General features: G+C 57.0%; 10 protein-coding genes and 9 pseudogenes. 8 read left to right on the top strand and 11 right to left on the bottom strand.

From position 1 onward, the window contains the following. Positions 1–253 (bottom strand): annotated as a pseudogene (locus tag G3O06_RS32300) (DDE-type integrase/transposase/recombinase); the annotation flags it as partial. 60 nt (positions 254–313) lie between these two features. Between G3O06_RS32300 and G3O06_RS32295 the strand changes: the two are divergent. Next, a complete protein-coding gene (locus G3O06_RS32295; protein ID WP_205818635.1) occupies positions 314–1357 on the top strand; it encodes an IS110 family transposase in 1044 nt (347 codons plus the stop codon). A gap of 118 nt (positions 1358–1475) precedes the next feature. Here G3O06_RS32295 and G3O06_RS32290 read toward each other — a convergent pair whose 3' ends face one another. Next, positions 1476–1943, bottom strand: a complete 468-nt coding sequence (locus G3O06_RS32290) for an IS3 family transposase (RefSeq protein WP_205818634.1) — start codon at positions 1941–1943, stop codon at positions 1476–1478. Between the two features lie 38 nt (positions 1944–1981). Further along, a complete protein-coding gene (locus tag G3O06_RS32285; RefSeq protein WP_132025522.1) occupies positions 1982–2242 on the bottom strand; it encodes a transposase in 261 nt (86 codons plus the stop codon). Positions 2243–2484: 242 nt separating this feature from the next. On the opposite strand from G3O06_RS32285, the pseudogene G3O06_RS32280 reads away from it, so the two are divergent. Both G3O06_RS32280 and G3O06_RS32275 read left to right on the top strand, forming a co-directional pair. Then, positions 2485–2877 (top strand): annotated as a pseudogene (locus G3O06_RS32280) (transposase); the annotation flags it as partial. Positions 2878–3121: 244 nt separating this feature from the next. Then, positions 3122–3355, top strand: a pseudogene (locus G3O06_RS32275) (IS30 family transposase); the annotation flags it as partial. 9 nt (positions 3356–3364) lie between these two features. Here G3O06_RS32275 and G3O06_RS32270 read toward each other — a convergent pair. Further along, positions 3365–3505 (bottom strand): annotated as a pseudogene (locus G3O06_RS32270) (transposase); the annotation flags it as partial. 125 nt (positions 3506–3630) lie between these two features. Here G3O06_RS32270 and G3O06_RS49300 point away from each other — a divergent pair. The 4 genes and pseudogenes from G3O06_RS49300 to G3O06_RS32250 form a co-directional block, all read left to right on the top strand. Next, positions 3631–3970, top strand: a pseudogene (locus tag G3O06_RS49300) (transposase); the annotation flags it as partial. Positions 3971–4203: 233 nt separating this feature from the next. After that, on the top strand, positions 4204–5724 hold the full coding sequence (locus G3O06_RS32260) for a hypothetical protein (protein WP_205818633.1): 1521 nt from the start codon (positions 4204–4206) through the stop codon (positions 5722–5724). Then, positions 5721–6227, top strand: coding sequence for an SCO family protein (locus G3O06_RS32255; RefSeq protein WP_205818632.1), 507 nt, complete (start codon positions 5721–5723; stop codon positions 6225–6227). The genes G3O06_RS32260 and G3O06_RS32255 overlap by 4 nt, the downstream gene beginning before the upstream one ends. A gap of 418 nt (positions 6228–6645) precedes the next feature. Further along, positions 6646–7275: a TetR/AcrR family transcriptional regulator gene (locus G3O06_RS32250; protein ID WP_205818631.1), complete on the top strand. Its 630-nt coding sequence runs from the start codon at positions 6646–6648 to the stop codon at positions 7273–7275. 47 nt (positions 7276–7322) lie between these two features. Here G3O06_RS32250 and G3O06_RS32245 read toward each other — a convergent pair whose 3' ends face one another. The 6 genes and pseudogenes from G3O06_RS32245 to G3O06_RS32220 form a co-directional block, all read right to left on the bottom strand. Then, positions 7323–7961, bottom strand: coding sequence for an ankyrin repeat domain-containing protein (locus tag G3O06_RS32245; protein WP_205818630.1), 639 nt, complete (start codon positions 7959–7961; stop codon positions 7323–7325). A gap of 86 nt (positions 7962–8047) precedes the next feature. After that, positions 8048–9583 carry a catalase gene (locus G3O06_RS32240; protein WP_205818629.1) on the bottom strand — a complete coding sequence of 512 codons (1536 nt, stop codon included), beginning with the start codon at positions 9581–9583 and terminating at the stop codon, positions 8048–8050. Positions 9584–10193: 610 nt separating this feature from the next. Beyond that, a pseudogene (locus tag G3O06_RS32235) lies at positions 10194–12087 on the bottom strand (peroxidase family protein). A gap of 417 nt (positions 12088–12504) precedes the next feature. After that, positions 12505–13358, bottom strand: a pseudogene (locus tag G3O06_RS32230) (IS3 family transposase); the annotation flags it as partial. A 281-nt stretch (positions 13359–13639) separates the two neighbouring features. Next, the gene (locus tag G3O06_RS32225) at positions 13640–14659 is read right to left on the bottom strand and encodes an IS110 family transposase (RefSeq protein ID WP_205818628.1); all 1020 of its coding nucleotides are present in this window, start codon (positions 14657–14659) and stop codon (positions 13640–13642) included. Positions 14660–14794: 135 nt separating this feature from the next. After that, positions 14795–15149: pseudogene (locus G3O06_RS32220) on the bottom strand (transposase); the annotation flags it as partial. Between the two features lie 145 nt (positions 15150–15294). Between G3O06_RS32220 and G3O06_RS32215 the strand changes: the two are divergent. Next, positions 15295–16359 (top strand): IS110 family transposase, encoded by a 1065-nt coding sequence (locus G3O06_RS32215; protein ID WP_205818627.1) that lies wholly within the window; start codon positions 15295–15297, stop codon positions 16357–16359. A gap of 285 nt (positions 16360–16644) precedes the next feature. On the opposite strand, the pseudogene G3O06_RS32210 reads toward G3O06_RS32215, so the two are convergent. Continuing rightward, positions 16645–16937: pseudogene (locus tag G3O06_RS32210) on the bottom strand (IS3 family transposase); the annotation flags it as partial. Positions 16938–16989 lie beyond the last annotated feature (52 nt).

Below are 16989 nucleotides of genomic sequence, written 5' to 3'. Positions count from 1 at the left end.
CAGGCCGAATGAACGACAGCGTGACACCGGCTTCGTAGGCCCATGCATCCAGCACCTTACCAGCGAACTCCGGCCCGTTGTCGACCGTGATGGATGCGGGTAAGCCTCGCATCTCCTTGAGCCGCTCGAGCACTTGCTGCACTCGTAAGCCCGGCAGCGAAGTATCAACCTCGATGGCCAGGCACTCGCGCGTGTAGTCGTCGACCACGTTCAGGCATCGAAACCGCCGACCATAGGCCAGCCCGTCAGAAACTAATGGTATGGTCCACCCGCTTCTTCTATCGTAGTGGCGCTACCACCCATGGAGGCTGCCATGAACTCGGTCACGTTAGGAATCGATCTCGGCAAGCGCTGGTTCCACGTCGTAGGCTGCGACGCTGCTGGCAAAGTCGTGCTGCGCGAGAAGTTGGGGCGTAATCAACTCCTGCAGCTTATGGCACAACATCCACCGTGCCTTGTCGGCATCGAAACATGCTGTGGCTCGCAGTATCTGGCCCGCAAATTTCAGGGCTTCGGACATGACGTCAAACTTCTGCCAGCACAGTACGTCAAGCCGTTCGTCAAATCGCAGAAGAACGACTTTAACGACGCTCAGGCTATTACCGAAGCTGTCCGACTTCCGACAATGCGGTTTGTGCCGCTCAAGTCAGAGGAACAGATGGATGTCCAGGCGCTGCATCGCGCCCGCGAACGCATGCTCCAGCAACGCCTGGCATTGACCAACCAGATTCGCGGACTGCTGCTGGATCGCGGCATCGAGATTGCACAGGGGTTCTATGCGCTTCGCACCGTGTTGCCCGCTCTGCTCGAGAAGGAAGACTCCGGCTTAACTCCCATGATGCGCGACCTTGGACGCATGTTGCTCGACATGTGGAATCGCACGGAAACAACCATTGAACAGATGAACGACCGGCTCAAATGTCTCTCACGTGAGAGTGACCTTTGCCGACGCCTTCAAACGATTCCAGGCGTCGGTGTCTTGCTGTCGACCGCCATCGTCTCCGCAGTCGGCAATGCATCAACGTTCCGGCGGGCCCGCGATCTCGCCGCCTGGGTAGGGCTGGTGCCACAACAGCATACAACCGGCGGCAAGCCACGTTTGCTAGGTATTACAAAGAGGGGAAACAGTTATCTGCGTCGCCTGTTCGTGCAGGGCGCCCGCGCGCTATGGGTATGGAAAGACAAGCATCCCAACGATCCGATCCAGCACTGGCTAATCCAACTTGCCGAACGCCGGCATGCGCACATTGCAGTCTGCGCACTGGCAAACAAACTCGTACGCATTGCATGGGCTGTCATGCGAAGCGGCGCGGAGTTTAACCTGAACTACCGCACCGGAATCGCAGCAGACCGATAGCTCTACCCCTGATCACCGTTACTTTCCGCAGCTCGCGCAGCCAATCAGCATGGCGCAAACGACCATCCGTCGCTTCCCCAAACCCGTATGGACTTCCGGCAGACATCATGCCGCGCCACTAATTGGGACGGAAGCGTGCGACTACATCATGCAGGCCAGATCCGGCTTCGATCGGATCGCTATAGGCCGGATAGATAAACGCGAGTCGTCTATCGCCACCAGTCTGCGCTTGCGGTTTGCGGGTGGACCATAGAAAGTCCATCGACCAGCTATGATTCGGGCCTGTTGGTAACGGTAGCGGCGTGCGCTCGACGGCCGCAATACGCTTGCGTCGCCGCTTGCGCACGCTCAGTCCCGCCTTGCTGTACAGGCGCCAGATGCGCTTGTGGTTGGCGAAGCAGCCCTCCCGCTGCAACAGCACGTGAATCCGGCGATAGCCGTAGCGGCGCTTCTGCGCGGCGATGGCCATCATCCGGCCAGTCAGCGCTTCGTCGTCAACTCGGCGGCGTGATTCGTAGTGGAACAGCGAGCGCGAAATCCCTACCAACCCGCAGGCCTGGGTAACACCCATGGCGCGTTCGGTCATCAATATCCGGACCGCTTCGCGCTTGGCCTGCGGGCTTGCTACTTTCGAGCAAGCAGGTCCTTTAGCGCGGCGTTGTCGAGCATTGATTCGGCCAACAGGCGCTTGAGCTTGTTGTTCTCCTGCTCCAGTTCCTTCAGGCGCTGCGCTTCGGAGACCGTCATCCCGCCGAACTTCGCTTTCCAGTTGTAGTAGGTCGCTTCCGAGATGCCGTACTTGCGGCACAGCTCCGCCGGCTTCAAGCCAGCTTCGGCTTCCTTCAAGATGCTGATGATTTGTTCTTCGGTGAATCGCTTTTTCATTGCCGTTCCTCTCTGGAACGGACTCTACACCGTCACCGTACTAAACGCGGGGAGCAGGTCACCATACTCCGTGCCAATCAAGAACGGCACTGCGGCCGCATGGAGTCGAACACACCCAATTTCGACATCGCATTAAGAAGAACCAACGTTGACGAATCATCACTGACCATCAGCAAAATTAGTAAATGCAAATAGACGCACGGATCTTGATCGAAGAAACTGGCTCCCCAGACACTAGTACTATCAGCCGTCCAGCATCGGCGCGCTCTGTAGCCGTCGCCCGCGCTGAATGCGTACTCGTCACCTATCTGCCGGGGCTGGCCATGCGCCGCATCGCTGATCTTCACGCCGGCGAAGCCAAGACCGATGCCCGCGATGCCGCGATCATCGCCGAGGCCGCCCGCTCGATGCCGCATACGCTGCGCTCGCTTCGATTGGCCGACGAGCAGCTCGCCGAACTCATCATGCTGTGCGGCTTCGACGTCGATCTAGCCGACCAAGTCACTCGAACCAGCAACCGCATTCACGGCTTGCTTACCCAGATCCACTCGGCTCTCGAACGCATTCTTGGACCGCGCTTCGACCATCCAGCAGTGCTCGATCTGCTCGAGCGCTACCCGTCGCCCACCGCGCTTGCCGCCACCAGCGAGAAGACGCTCGCCAACCGCCTGACCAAGCACGCTCCTCGCATGGGCAAAGGCTTAGCGGTCGAGATCGTTAGGCACTCAGCGAACAAGCCGTGCCGTACCCGACACGCAAGCCGCCATCATCGTCATGCCCCGCCTAGGGCGTGTTCACCCTACCGAAGGGCTTCGATGATCAGGGCGAAGTTAATAAAGGCATGAACATCAAGTCGAGTTTGTCGAAGCGCGAGAAGATGCGACGAACATCAAGGTCTACTTCTGCGATCCCCAGCATCCTTGGCAACGCGGCACGAACGAAAATACGAACGGACTTCTGAGACAGTACCTCCCAAAAGGAACCGACCTCTCTGCCTACTCGCAAGCCAAGCTCAACGCCATTGCCCGACGACTCAACGAACGTCCACGCAAGACACTAAACTTCGATACACCGGCTGAACGATTCCATCAAGCTGTTGCATCGACCGGTTGAATCCGCCGGTGGCAGGCCGCGCCATTTACACCCGTGCTCGGCAACATAGAGGATCGCGTTGAGCACTTGCAGGTTTGACAGGCTCACATTGCCACGCTGTCGCGGCAGACAATGTTCGATCTGTTTGAATTGGGCTTCGGAGATTTCCATCTCCGAAACATAACCTCAAATCAATGTAGTGTGAACACGCCCTAGCCCAGCTGCTTGCGGCCTTGCGCAAGCAGCGAGGTCGCCGCCGAATTTGAGCGACTTGTGCTTGCTCGCCCTCTTTGGCGGTCCTGACCAGCATGCCGGGAGTCGGCGTCAGAACCGCCGCCAGACTCCTGACTGAAGTCGCGCCGCTCACATGGCGGCCTAGGCCACCCGGCGCTCTGGTTCATCCATCCGTGACGAGCATCCACCCAGACGTGGCAACAAGGTGCTCAAGCGCGCCTTGTTCCTACCCGCCTTCGCGGCGTTGCGAGATCCTGTCTCGCGGGCTTACTACGCCCGCAAGATCCAGCAGGGCAAGCGCCACAACCGCTCATCATGCCGACACCGTGGCGCTGCGACGTCCTGTTCGCCATGCTGCGCAACGGCACCATTTACCGGTCCAAGTCAGCCCCTAACGGTTGACGAAGGACATAGCCCCCTGAGCGCCCCTTCTTCTCACGCCCTCCGAGCCCATAGAACCGCTCTGCAGCTCAATCTACAAGCTAGCTTGACCAACAACAGCCCCTCCGTCCCGGCAAGCCCGCAGAGCACATATTGACAATAAACGTCCAATTTGGATATCGTTAGATCACATTACAACCCGAAAGCCGCTTCGTGCGGCACGTGGGCTCCCGAACGTCCAGCTTAGGAGAATCATGATCGCCAACGAGTCGCACTCTTTTGATCTAGCTTGGTTCAACCAAACCCCTCGACTTGACCTCCTTCAGAAGGGAAGCCTACGTCGCATATTGAACCTCTCAGCGCAACTTTCTGATGATTGGTCCGGCATGCTGGGCCGCTCAACCATGCAGGAGGACTTTGGCTCACTGCGCTTCCAATTGGCGTACATGGCATATGCGCTGGGCTTAACCCACGTGCATCGCCTGCCCGCCGCGCCTGCGATGTTCCGCGAGCCGTTCGATCGCTTGATCCAGAAGACTCTTTCACCTGACGTTTGGAGTTACTGGCACTACGTTAGTACTGGAAACGGTCCGTTCAATGGATCGCAAGGCGTTCTGCCGTCGCGATGGAATCCTGTGGATACGGATAACATCATGTACAGCGCCTACGTGCAATCGATGGCACTCATGTACCACTACCTGTTCCGAGATGCGAAATATGCATCAGAAGGCGCTCTTACCTTCGCTGTCGTCTCACTATTTTGGGGTGGTGACGACAAGCGCTTCCCCTACGACGAACGATCACTAAATCAGCATCTCTACTGGAACATGGTAGAGCGCGGTTATCTTGGCATCGCCTGTGAACCGAACTGCGTATTTCAAATCTGTAATCAGCCAGCCATCTTCGGTTTTCGTTTTCACGATCTCGTCTATGGGGGTGATACCGCAAGCGAGGTCACCAGTGGTTACTTAAAGGCTTGGAGTGAATTTGGGATTCTCGACGAAGCAGGCCACTTCAATATGTTGGTGCAAGAAAAGGAACGCATCGCGTTGGCAAACCCTAACTCCCCGTGGGTGGATCTCTGGGTGATGACGCTAATGCACGCCTGGAATCCTCAATTCATCGAGCAACAATATCCGACCCTAATCAAGTCGTGGCTGCAAAATGGACCCAACGACACCCTGTGGGTCTCGCCTCCATACATTGGCCCCGGCCTCGAAGCGATACCTGTAGCCCACAACCAAGGCTGGGCTGCGGCATGTGCGGCAGAGATGGGAGATAGCGAACGTCTTAAGAAGCTGCTCGCCTATGCAGATGAATACCTTCATCCTACTTGGTCCGATGGCGGATATCACTATCAGCGATGTGATGAGGGCTTCGATGCAGATGGCCGCTTTATCACTATGGACCCGCACACCTCTAACGCATTGTTGCCACTGGCTCGACTGAACGTCCCGGGCGGCATCCACAAGTTGTATGAGGGACCGTGGGGCGATGCTCACTTCAAGGAGCCAGCAGTAACGTCCCTAAGCGCTGGAACCAGTCTGTGCAGAGCTTGGTTCGATACGCAACGCAACAGTCTTGCATTGACCGTCGACAGTTCCACCAGGACCGACGTTCGCCGCTTGGAGATAAGCAATGCCCTCGGCCGCGGAGTCTACCATTTGAGTTCTCAAGGTGAGAAATGCGAGGTGTTTGAGCAGCACGAAAACGGATTGCTGTGCATAGAATTGACAGGATGCAAAGAAACTGACTTGATTCTGGAGTGGGAATGAACGCGAACATCTCTTGCAACTTCGACTTGATCGATCACCACGGTAAACTGGTAACTTTTGAAAACTTTCGCGGCCACTACCTGCTGGTTTATTTTGGTTTCACACACTGCCGTGTCGTTTGCCCGCGATCACTCACAAAACTGTCTACAGTTCTTGATCGCCTAGAATCAAAAAACCATGCATTGATTCCCCTCTATATCACTGTCGATCCAACTCGCGACACACCCGCCGTGATGAAAGCCTATCTTACGACCAAATACCCACGATTCACTGGCTTGACCGGGGCGGAGCTTCAAATAGAAAATGCCAAGAAAGCGTTTCGCGTATTCGCACAGAAGAAACTGGACGCCGAAGACGCCGACGGTTATGTCGTGCCCCACACGGCAATAGCTTACCTGATCGGCCCTGATGGCGCCTATATTTCGCACTTCGTCGATAGTTTGACTGAAGACGAAATCGTCGAGCGAATGAGCACATTGCTTAGCGAAGATTCGTTAAATTAAATATTGAATCTTGACCTGAATCATAACGAATGCCATGCGGACCGCGGACTACGTCGCGCAATAATAAGCGCGCCCAGCCTCATCACCGATGTGCGCATATTACTGCAGCCTAAATCCGCGTCTGCTTCGGCCGCGACGTGCACGGAGTGCCGTGTCCGTCAGCGCCGAGGGCCCCTCATGGAAAGCGCTCCGCCAAGTCTCGACTCTCATACTCTGCGCCGTAATAGTACCTCTGCCAAGTCCTCTATCTGCGACCTCACTTACTTGAGTTTCCTCGGTCCAACCATTCTTCCTGTGCATCCGGACTCCTATTGGACTATCCTGCACTTTTCAATGCATTACTTCAATGCTTACTCCTCCCGACTGGATGACGAGAGTGGGAGGAATTTCAACGGTCTGTTAGGGAAAGTGAGAAGATATGAACAACATCAGACGGGTTGAGATCGGCCAAGAGCGCAGGACCCGAATGCGGAAGAAGCTACTAGAAGCGGCGGCCCGCGTAGTAGCGGAATTGGGCGAAAGGAAGGCAACCATCGACGATTTCATTCAAGCCGCGGGTATCGCGCGGGGCACCTTTTATAACCACTATCAGACCCGCGACGAACTGATGGCGGATTTGTGGAACGAAATTGGCCATGATCCGTTCGCTGAGATTCAAAGACGCTGCTACACCGTCGCGGATCCGGTCGAGCGGTTTACGGCGCAGACCCGCCTCGTGTTACAGCGCACGGTCGAAAATCCAACGTGGGGCTGGCTTGCGTATGCGTTATCAGTAGATGGTCAATCCATCAACGAGGACTTACTAAGCTATCCTCGCCCAGAATTGATCGCGGGGTTGCGCGCAGGTCAGTTCGAGTTCGGCGAACTTACGAGTGCCAGTGACCTAGTCGTGGGCAGCGTTCGTATGGCGATGCGAGCGTTGCTGAGCGAATCACGCCCATCAAGCTATATATGTTCCTTTTGTGTCTGCTTGCTACGTGCCTTAGGCCTCAACTCCGCACGTGCGCAGGCCATTGTCGATGGGCCGCTACCGGCAGAGAGCAATTGAGCAAACATTGCATCCTGGAGCAGCCCCAGTCAAACAATGCCAAGTCACTACGGTCGCATCCGCAATGTCTGGTCGACGTTCGGTGTCGCACCTACCCGTTCTAGCAAAGCAACCGCTGAATCGTTGCCCTGCAAAATCGCATTCTGTAGCACTGTGCGACCAAGCGCGTCGATGTGATCGGGATTCGCACCGTGCGCGACGAGAACGGGAAGCAGTTCGAGCCGACCGAACAAGGCGGCGAACGAGAGCGCCGTCTGGCCTGCATTGTTGACTTGGTCAATCGGGCAACTGGCATCGACGAGTCGTTTCGCGATCTGAGTTTCACCCTTGAACAGCGCCCCCATCAACGCTGTGTTTCCGTAGCGATCGCCAACGCACGGATTCGCACCCACGCGAAGCAGATAATCGAGTGCTGCCGGTCGATTGTTATACGCAGTCAGGATGAGAGCAGTGTAACCTTCAGGCGTCGTCGCATCGACCGGAAAGCGTGCATCGACGAGCGCCCCCAAGATATCAGCTCGACCGAGCCGTGCGGCGGCGAACCACGTCTCGTCGTAACGACGCAGATCGTTTTTCACGGCCAGATCTGGAACGGTTGCAAGAGGATCGAACGTCGCGCAACCAGCAGCGGCTACTGCGCAAGCAATCACTATCACATGAACGAGGACAATTTTGAATGGTTTCATCGAGTTTTGCATCACACGTCGCCAAGTGGAGAATTCAAACTGAAGAAAGGCGAAGACTTTGATCAGTCCTCGCCTCATCATATGGATTAATTCTCGACGAGTTTGTCAGCGAGAGACTTGACGCGACTCAGGTCCGAGCGCGTAGCACTCGCCAAACGTGCCCCGTAATCGGGATCCGCCTTGTAAAAATACGACAGCATCGTGTACTTGTTCGTGTTGTTCGTCACATGATTCAGATCGCTGGACAATGAAGTCACAAGATTCTGTTTGTCTCGCGACGACAATGTACGGTAGTACTCTCCTGCTTGCCGGAAATTAAGCACTTTATAGATCGACTTTTGTTGCGTAGTACCGATCAATGGTGTTTCGACGGCCTTGTAACGCGGATTCTGTGCAATCTCATTCAGTGCCGAAGGCTCGTAGTTCACCTCGCCTTTACGGCCGCCAATGTTCATCGCACCGTCCTGATTGTTACTTACAACCGGCACCCGTGGCCGATTGACAGGCAGCTGGCTGAAGTTGACACCGAGACGGTACATCTGCGTGTCCGCATACGAAAACACACGGCCTTGCAACATACGGTCTTCGGATGGCTCGATTCCCGGTACCAACCGAGACGGTGCAAACGCAGATTGCTCAGTCGTCTCGAAGTAGTTTTCCGGCACGCGATTCAACGTCAGGGTACCGATCTTGCGCTCAGGAATACCGGACCAAATCTTTGTGTCGTCGAGCGGGTTGTAGTCAAATTTGTCGAGATCGGCTGGATTCAAAGTTTGGATATACAAGTCCCACTTCGGATAGTCGCCCGCCTTCAGAGCGCCGTACAGGTCGTTCGTCATCAGGTTCCAGTCTGCTCCGATCGACCCCGCAATGTCCCGTGGACGAATGCTCTGAGTACCCTGTAGACTCTTCCAGTGAAACTTCACATAGGTAACCTGTCCGCCCGCGTTGACGAACTTGAATGCGTGAACGCCAAAGCCATCCATTCTCCGGTATGAGTCAGGCATCCCCTCGTCGGAATACAGGCGAGTCAGCATACTGGTCGCCTCAGGGGTGTGCGCAAAGAAGTCGAATGCGAGATTTGGATCCTGAACGCCGGTTACGGCGCTCGGTTTGTTCGCATGCACGAAGTCCGGGAACTTGATCGCATCACGGATGAAGAAGATCGGCAAGTGGATACCGACCAGGTCCCAGTTGCCCTGCTCCGTATAGAATTTCACGGCAAAACCACGAGGGTCACGAGCTTGTTCCGGTGACCCTCGATAGCCCATAACGGTCGAGAAGCGTACGAACACGGGCGTTTTCGAGCCGGCCGTAAACACCTTCGCGGTTGTCAGATTGCTGATATCTGCACTTGAAACAAATTCGCCAAATGCACCCGTCCCTCGTGCGTGCACAACACGCTCCGGAATACGTTCGCGATCGAATCGCTGCAGCTTTTCAATGAGATGCGAATCCTGCAGCAGCACCGGGCCATTCGGACCCGCCGTCTGTGAATTCTGATTGTCACCAACTGGTGAACCATTGTCGCGAGTCAAGTCAGCGGCATACGATGAAGGCGACAACGCAACACAAGCCGCTGCGATCATGCTCTGCAGCAAACAATTCTTAGATCTTGGCATATCGAATAAACTCCTTTAATTATTACCGACGGCATATAAGCCGATTGTATTAAACGAGATTATCCATAAACCAGCCAATCAAAAATTCTTATTGACTCAATAGCCCATCCGATTGAATATTTATTTACACATAAAATAATCAATAATCATTTAAAAAACCCCTCCCGAATCCCACTAGCTCGCGCGAAATGCACCCGAACCCTGCCCCTCAACCAAGAAGCCAATCGATCTCTACCTTCAAGCTCCATAGCTAGAGCGAGTAATTGGTAGGCTTCCGCTAGGGCGTGAAAGTCGCGCTCCACCTCGTGGTCTGAGGAAGGTTCATACAACGAGCAAAACTCGTCCTGATGGTGCAATGTGAATCCCCCAACCGAAGCCATCTTGTGGAGTCGGGCATATTCACGCATCAGATTTTGAACAACTTTTGCGGGATTTCGTACTCCGATCGACTTAAATTTCTGCACCGTACCTGGACGCACACACTGTCGCGCCGTATACGATAGTTGTACGAAGAGATCCATCCACAAATCTTGAAAAAAATAGGCCTCGTTAGATCAATCTGCCGGGTTCTATCGGGTACGCTCGAAAAACGTTGGGCGCGATCTGGAAATCATGTCAAGTCGAAGCGGTCGAGGTTCATCACCTTGTTCCAAGCCGCGACGAAGTCGCGCGCGAACTTCTCCTTCGCATCCGCGCTGCCGTACACCTCGGCCAGTGCGCGCAGTTGCGCATGCGAGCCGAAGATCAGGTCGACGCGCGTGCCGGTCCACTTGACCTGGCCCATCGCCCGGTCGGTGAACACGCCGTGCTTCGCATCGCCGACGTTCGCACCGAGCACGACTAGGCCACCGCCCAGCGCCGACATCTCCTGCGCGCTCGGCGTCGGCAGTGGCGCCTTGTCGACCACCAACGCCTCGGCCGGCGTATGGTACGCGTGCATCAGGAAGATGCGGAAGCCGTGCCGCAACCGGTTCCAGCACGGCCGTCGCTTCGATGTCGGCCTGCTCCTGCGCCGCGTCCGCGCGGCCCGGCGCGAACGGCACTGTCACCGTGACATCCGCGTTCTTCACAGCCTGCTCGACGCCGCACGCAGCGGCAAGCACGACCAGGTCGACTAGCGACACCTGCTTACCATCCGTCTGCGCATCGTTGAAGGCCTTCTGCATACCTTCGAGCGTCGAGACGTCGGCATCGTCGATCAGCTTGTGGTCGACAGCCGGAATCGAGTCCTGCCACAGCAGATGTTCGGCCGGCACGTCCGGGCCGAGATAGCGAGCACGCGGGCCCATGTCGCGGTGCGTGAGCTTGAACCAGGCGCGTACGAACGCGTCGGCGAACTCGGCCGGGTTGTCGTAGAAGCGGCGCGAAATCTTCTCGTAGGCCGGATCAAAACGCAGCGACAGGTCGGTCGTCAGCATCGTCGGGCGATGCTTCTTCGACGCGTCGAATGCATCCGGAATCACGTCGCCGGTGTCCTTCGCGACCCACTGGTGCGCGCCCGCCGGGCTCTTCGTGAGCTCCCATTCGTAGCTGAACAGGTGCTTGAAGAAGTCGTTGCTCCACTGCGTCGGCGTCGACGTGACTTCCAGGCCGCTCGTGATGGCATCCTTGCCCTTGCCCGTGCCGAACGTGCTCTTCCAGCCGAGACCCTGCTTTTCGAGGCCCGCGGCTTCCGGCTCGGCGCCGACATTCGACGCCGGACCGGCGCCGTGCGTCTTGCCGAACGTGTGGCCACCCGCGATCAGCGCGACCGTCTCTTCGTCGTTCATCGCCATGCGTGCGAACGTTTCGCGGATGTCATGAGCGGCGGCGACCGGGTCGGGGTTGCCGTCCGGGCCTTCCGGGTTCACGTAGATGAGGCCCATCTGCACCGCGGCGAGCGGGCTTTCGAGGTCGCGCTTGCCCGAGTAACGGCTGTTCGGGCCGCCGCTCAGTTCCAGCCAGATCTTTTCCGAACCCCAGTACACGTCGTCCGGTTCCCACGTATCGACGCGGCCGCCGGCATAGCCGAAGGTCTTGAAGCCCATCGATTCGAGTGCGACGTTGCCGGTCAGGATCAGCAGGTCGGCCCACGAGATGTTGCGGCCGTACTTCCGCTTGATCGGCCACAGCAGCCGGCGCGCCTTGTCGAGGCTGACGTTGTCCGGCCAGCTGTTGAGCGGCGCGAAGCGCTGCTGCCGGCCGCCTGCGCCGCCGCGGCCGTCGGCCGTGCGGTATGTGCCGGCGCTGTGCCAGGCCATGCGGACGAACAGGCCGCCATAGTGGCCGAAGTCGGCCGGCCACCAGTCCTGCGACGTCGTCATCAGCGCATGCAGGTTCTTCTTCACCGCTTCGAGATCCAGCTTCTTGAACGCTTCTGCGTAGTCGAAATCCTTGTCCATCGGATCGGACAGCGCGGAATGCCGATGCAGGATGTTCAGGCTAAGCTGATTCGGCCACCAGTCCTTGTTCGTCGCGCCGCCACCAGCGGTGTGGTTGAACGGGCACTTCGTTTCGTTCGACATGCGATTTCTCCTATGCTTTCGAAACTCAGTGATATGCCCAAGCTACATATACCTTTTTCTTCATCGACCTGAGTCAACACAATGCCACATGAGCTTCGCTAGCGCTCATAAGCCAGCCTTTTGTGTAACCCTTCCCCCTAGACTCGACGCTGTCAAACACTCAGAAGACGCACTTAAGCAAAAACAGGGGCAGGCGCGACGCTATATGCCATCATCAGCAACGCTCCATCCAAAAAATCAACTCAAATACGAAGTGCTGGCAGTCTGTCCGATCACAACTTCAGCCGTCCATTCACATTTATCAATTGCACTCATAGTTTTTGTGATTCTCACCCCTTCTTATCTCTTGAACCGCACCGGGGATCGTGGGTGTTGGTGGGTTTAAGTGGAGTTGATCCTGTAATTCCGGACACAGCGTCACACCAAGGTTGCTGAATCCAGCGAGCGACGGAACTCGCAAGGCGAGCGGTATTTCAGCGCGCTATAGGATGCTTCTCGTTGTAATGCTCGAACACGATGGCCAAGTTGTGTGCCGCAGATGCTGCGTCCAGCTTCGGCATGAAGACGACGTAATCGCGTTTCATGGTCTTCACGAAGCTCTCGGCCATCCCGTTACTGTGGGGGCTGCACACCGGCGTGGTCAATGGTTTCAGGCCGATGGCCGCTGCGAACCGGCGCGGGTCGTCGGCCGTGTAGCCCGAGCCGTTGTCGCTCAGCCGCTCGATGTCGGACGGGGTATGCAGTTCGTTGCCAAACCGATTTTCCACTGCAGCCAGCATCACGTCGCGCACGATGTCACCGCAGTGGCCTGCCGTCGTGGCCGCCCAGTTCATCGCCTCACGGTCGCAGCAGTCCAGCGCAACCGTCACGCGCAGCGGCTCGCCGTTGTCACAGCGAAACTCGAATCCATCGGAGCGCCATCGCTGATTGCTGCGCGCTACGGCCACCTTGCCGTCGTGTCGACGTTGAGGCCGAGGTGGATTCGGTCGGCACTGCATCAGCCGCCCGTGTGTGCGCATGACGCGATAAACGCGCTTGGCATTGAACGGCACCAGCCCAACCGCAACACGTTCATTGCGCAACGTGCCGCAGACGCGACGATAGCCATAGCTGGGCAAATCGCCAACAACCCGACGGATTTCCTCGACTACGCTCGCATCGTCGGGCTGCCTCGATTGACGACCATCGCGCCACGTCGCCGGACGCGACAGTCGTGCCGATACGTTCGAGCGCGACACGCCGAGAACTTCACAAACCAGTTTCACTGGTCGTCTATATGAACGTCTCCCGTTTGTGCAGGTTTTCTTGTGTGTTGACGGACAGGATGGGTTGCAGCTCTATATCCGGCCTTCTTGCAGCCGGTACTCCCGCTGCGGGCCCCGATGAAATCCGCTGACTCGTGCCTCATTCCTCCGACGAGTTCGAGACTCTACGACCAGTTCAGGCTTGGCGAGTCACGGTCTTACCTGGTTCGTCATCACACGCAAAACGCCTGCGCAACCTTTCGACAGTTCCCCCTGCAAAACGTTGATCTTCTACGCGGCGAAGCCAGTCATGCCGGCTTCGAACTAACGTAGGTCTTCTCGTACTGCTTTTCGTGTGCAAGAACGGCCCAAATCGTTCGTGCCATCTTGTTGGCCAGCGCAACGATCACCACATTCGGTGGTCGACGCTTTCTGATTTGCTCAATCCATGGGCCTGGATCTTTGGCGTTTGCCAACACACTGCGCGCACCGTGAATTAGCAACGTGCGCAGGTACGTGTCGCCGCGCTTGCTGATGCCCTGCAGATTGACCTTGCCACCTGACCCCGACTGCTTCGGGACCAAACCAATGTATGCCGCGAATTCCCGCCCAGATCTGAACGCCTTCGCGTTTCCCATCGTTGCCACCGCCGCGGTGGACGTGAGCAATCCGATTCCCGGTATTGCAGCGATAGTCGCGCAGGCCTGATCTTGCTTCATCCATGTTCTCAGCCGCCTCTCAATTGTCGCGATCTGTTCGTCCAGCTTCGTCAGACCATTCCACTGCTCGCGTAGCGTGTCGATCAGCATCGCCGGGAGGCGCTCAGCGAGACGCTCCAGCACTCCAGACATCCCTTTATCGAGCGCTGCTCGGCTCGTGCCCATCACTTCGCCGTATTCGGCCAGCAAGCCGCGCAGCGCGTTGATCTGCATGGTCCGAATCTTCACCAATTGCTGGCGCGTTCGGTGCATGGCCAGTACAGCTTGTTGATCCTCAGTCTTTACCGCGACGGCTTTGCATGGCTGCTGCACTGCAAGCCAAATTGCTCTCGCATCCGCTGCGTCGTTCTTGTTGCCGATATTGAACGCCTTGACGAAGCGCGCCGGCATCAACTTAACTTGATGCCCCATCTTCTCCAGCTCGCGTGCCCAGTGCTGTGAGCCGCCACATGCCTCCATGCCGATCAGACATGGCGCCCGGTTTGCAAAATACTCGAGGAATCCGGCGCGCTTGATTGACTTATTCACAATCTCACCCGTTTCTACATCCACGTGGTGGACCTGAAACAGAGACTTTGCGATGTCAATCCCAACTGGCGTAAGCTTCATGAGGATCCTCCGGTTTGCCTGTGAAGACCTCAATGATCTTCCTCTTTGGGCACTCTGATGCCGTCGGCCCGCGAGGATCCACCTTCCAGGACTCCCACGCTCGTGGATCGCGAGGGTGGGAGACGTTCATTTCATTCCTCCGGCAGCGAGGGCGAGTGCGCTATCCTTTTTTTGCCCGGCCGTACTCGACTGCTTCGCGGAGAAACTCGTTCTCGATGGTCTTCTTGCCGAGCATCCGTTGCAGCTCTCGAATCTGCTTGAGCGCGTCGGCCAGTTCCGAGGCCGGAACCACCTCCCCGCCAGCTTTTACCGCTGACAGGCTCGCATCCTGGTACAGCTGGCGCCAGTGGAACAGTTGGTTCGGATTCACGCCGTGCTGGCGCGCGACCATCGAAACCGATTTCCCCGGCTCGAAACTCTCGCGAACCATCGCCAGCTTCTGCTCCGCAGTCCAGCGCCGCCGGCGTTCCGGGCCCGTCAACACTTCCATCACTTCCGGCCCGGTGTTAGTCAAAAACACAGTCTTATGCCTACCCGTTATTGTAAGTGGGTGACTGTGTCCGAATGCCAAGGACCTTCGCGACGGCAAGAGCACAATGACGCGAGTCGTTGACGATCCGATGAGGAGGTCAGATATGGAAGCCGTATCCAGAATGGGTGTGGATCTAGCAAAGCGTGTTATTCAGTTGCACTGCGTCGATCGACAAGAGCACGTGATCTTGCGGCGCTCGATCCCCGCAGAGCGATTTGCCGAATTCATGTCACGCCTGCAGCCCTGCGATGTCGCGATGGAGGCCTGCGCATCTGCCCATCACTGGGCACGCAAACTTGCGCGAATGGGCCACAGGGTAAAACTGATCTCGCCTCAGTTTGTTGCCCCATACCGCAAGGGCGGAGCGTGTTGCAAGAATGATGCTGCGGACGCTGAAGCGATTTGTGAGGCTGCCGCACGGCCCACGATGCGTTTCGTTCAGGTCAAAACGGTAGAGCAACAAGGCATTGCCACGCTTCATCGCATGCGTCAGGGTTGGCTAGAAGAGCGCACTGCTCTCATCAATCGGCTGCGTGGCCTGCTTGCGGAATTCGGGGTCACGATACCTCAACGAATCGAGGCCTTGCGGCGTATTCCCGAAATATTGGAAGACGCCAACAATGAGTTGCCCGGTATTGCCCGCGGTGCTCTCTATGCAGCGTGGGAGCATCTCAAAGTTCTCGATGAGCGGATGCGGGAAGTGGATCGGCAGATCGAGCAGCATGCAAAACAGGATGACCGAGCCTCCCGCATTATGGCGCTACCTGGCGTCGGTCCGATCACGGCGAGCGCGCTAGTCGCCGCTGTCGGAAACGCACGCGAGTTCAAGAATGGCCGCCAGTTCGCGGCATGGCTAGGTCTCACGCCCCGGCAAAACAGCTCTGGCGGGAAATCTCAACTTGGCAGCATTACAAAGCGCGGGGATTCCTATCTTCGTATGCTGCTTGTGCTTGGAGCTCGAAGTGCACTTATGACGGCGGGTCGACGCACCGACCGCTTATCCCGATGGCTCCAGGAAGTTCAGGGCAGGCTCGGTTGGCAAAAAGCCCTCGTGGCCCTCGCCAACAAACACGCACGCATTATCTGGGCCCTACTGACGCGAGACGAGTCGTTCAGGCCCGACCACGTGCCGGCATGCTTTACTCCTATGCAACCGCAAGAACAGTAAGCAGCAACAGCAGCGCCTTTCTCTGACAGATTGCAACGGACGAATCGACGACAGGTTGGACCGGCAGCAGGACAGCTCGATGAAACGCTCGGCATGCACAGCGCAATGCCGCTGTCCGGATGGAGCCCTGCTGAGCGGTTAGTATTCTGGCCCGAGCCGAGCGCGCTCGCAGGCCGATTGTAGGTGCGCAGTCCATCTCGTCGCCATCGTGCCGCAATGCAGAGATGTCAGAACGACATTGCACGAACTCGAAGGTCCTTGTAGGTGTTTCAGGGGGCTGCTACATTAAGTTAATGCCGGGACATCAGTGGCATTTCTGACTTGTCTACCGTAGTTTGCCTTAGCCTCCGCGAACAAGAGATGGCCAAGAGGGATCCATCAGCCGACGATGGTTGTGCCAGGCTGCTATCCATTCCAGCATCGCCAGTTCGATAGATTCCCTCGTTTTCCACGGGGTGCGTCAATGAATCAGTTTCGTCTTCTACAGGCCTCCGATCGCTTCAGCCAACGCATTACCCTCGCTTCCGACGGACGGCTCCATACCTGCGTTCGCCAAACCGAATGCTGACATATTGGGCGCATTCAACCGGTCGTCGCAACACCTTTAATCGAGGAGGTGTTGCATGGAAT

Origin of the sequence: Burkholderia sp. Ac-20345, from assembly GCF_017104825.1 — a bacterium.
Classification (GTDB): domain Bacteria; phylum Pseudomonadota; class Gammaproteobacteria; order Burkholderiales; family Burkholderiaceae; genus Burkholderia; species Burkholderia lata_B.
Note: the sequence above shows the minus strand (reverse complement) of the source record. Positions and strands in the feature narration are given on the sequence as shown.

Excerpts from the sequence above, each read along its gene's own strand:
- G3O06_RS32260 (WP_205818633.1), top strand. The coding sequence starts at position 4,204 with ATGATCGCCAACGAGTCGCACTCTTTTGATCTAGCTTGGTTCAACCAA.
- G3O06_RS32285 (WP_132025522.1), bottom strand. The coding sequence starts at position 2,242 with ATGAAAAAGCGATTCACCGAAGAACAAATCATCAGCATCTTGAAGGAA.
- G3O06_RS32245 (WP_205818630.1), bottom strand. The coding sequence starts at position 7,961 with ATGAAACCATTCAAAATTGTCCTCGTTCATGTGATAGTGATTGCTTGC.
- G3O06_RS32250 (WP_205818631.1), top strand. The coding sequence starts at position 6,646 with ATGAACAACATCAGACGGGTTGAGATCGGCCAAGAGCGCAGGACCCGA.
- G3O06_RS32290 (WP_205818634.1), bottom strand. The coding sequence starts at position 1,943 with ATGACCGAACGCGCCATGGGTGTTACCCAGGCCTGCGGGTTGGTAGGG.
- G3O06_RS32240 (WP_205818629.1), bottom strand. The coding sequence starts at position 9,583 with ATGCCAAGATCTAAGAATTGTTTGCTGCAGAGCATGATCGCAGCGGCT.
- G3O06_RS32255 (WP_205818632.1), top strand. The coding sequence starts at position 5,721 with ATGAACGCGAACATCTCTTGCAACTTCGACTTGATCGATCACCACGGT.
- G3O06_RS32225 (WP_205818628.1), bottom strand. The coding sequence starts at position 14,659 with ATGAAGCTTACGCCAGTTGGGATTGACATCGCAAAGTCTCTGTTTCAG.
- G3O06_RS32215 (WP_205818627.1), top strand. The coding sequence starts at position 15,295 with ATGGAAGCCGTATCCAGAATGGGTGTGGATCTAGCAAAGCGTGTTATT.
- G3O06_RS32295 (WP_205818635.1), top strand. The coding sequence starts at position 314 with ATGAACTCGGTCACGTTAGGAATCGATCTCGGCAAGCGCTGGTTCCAC.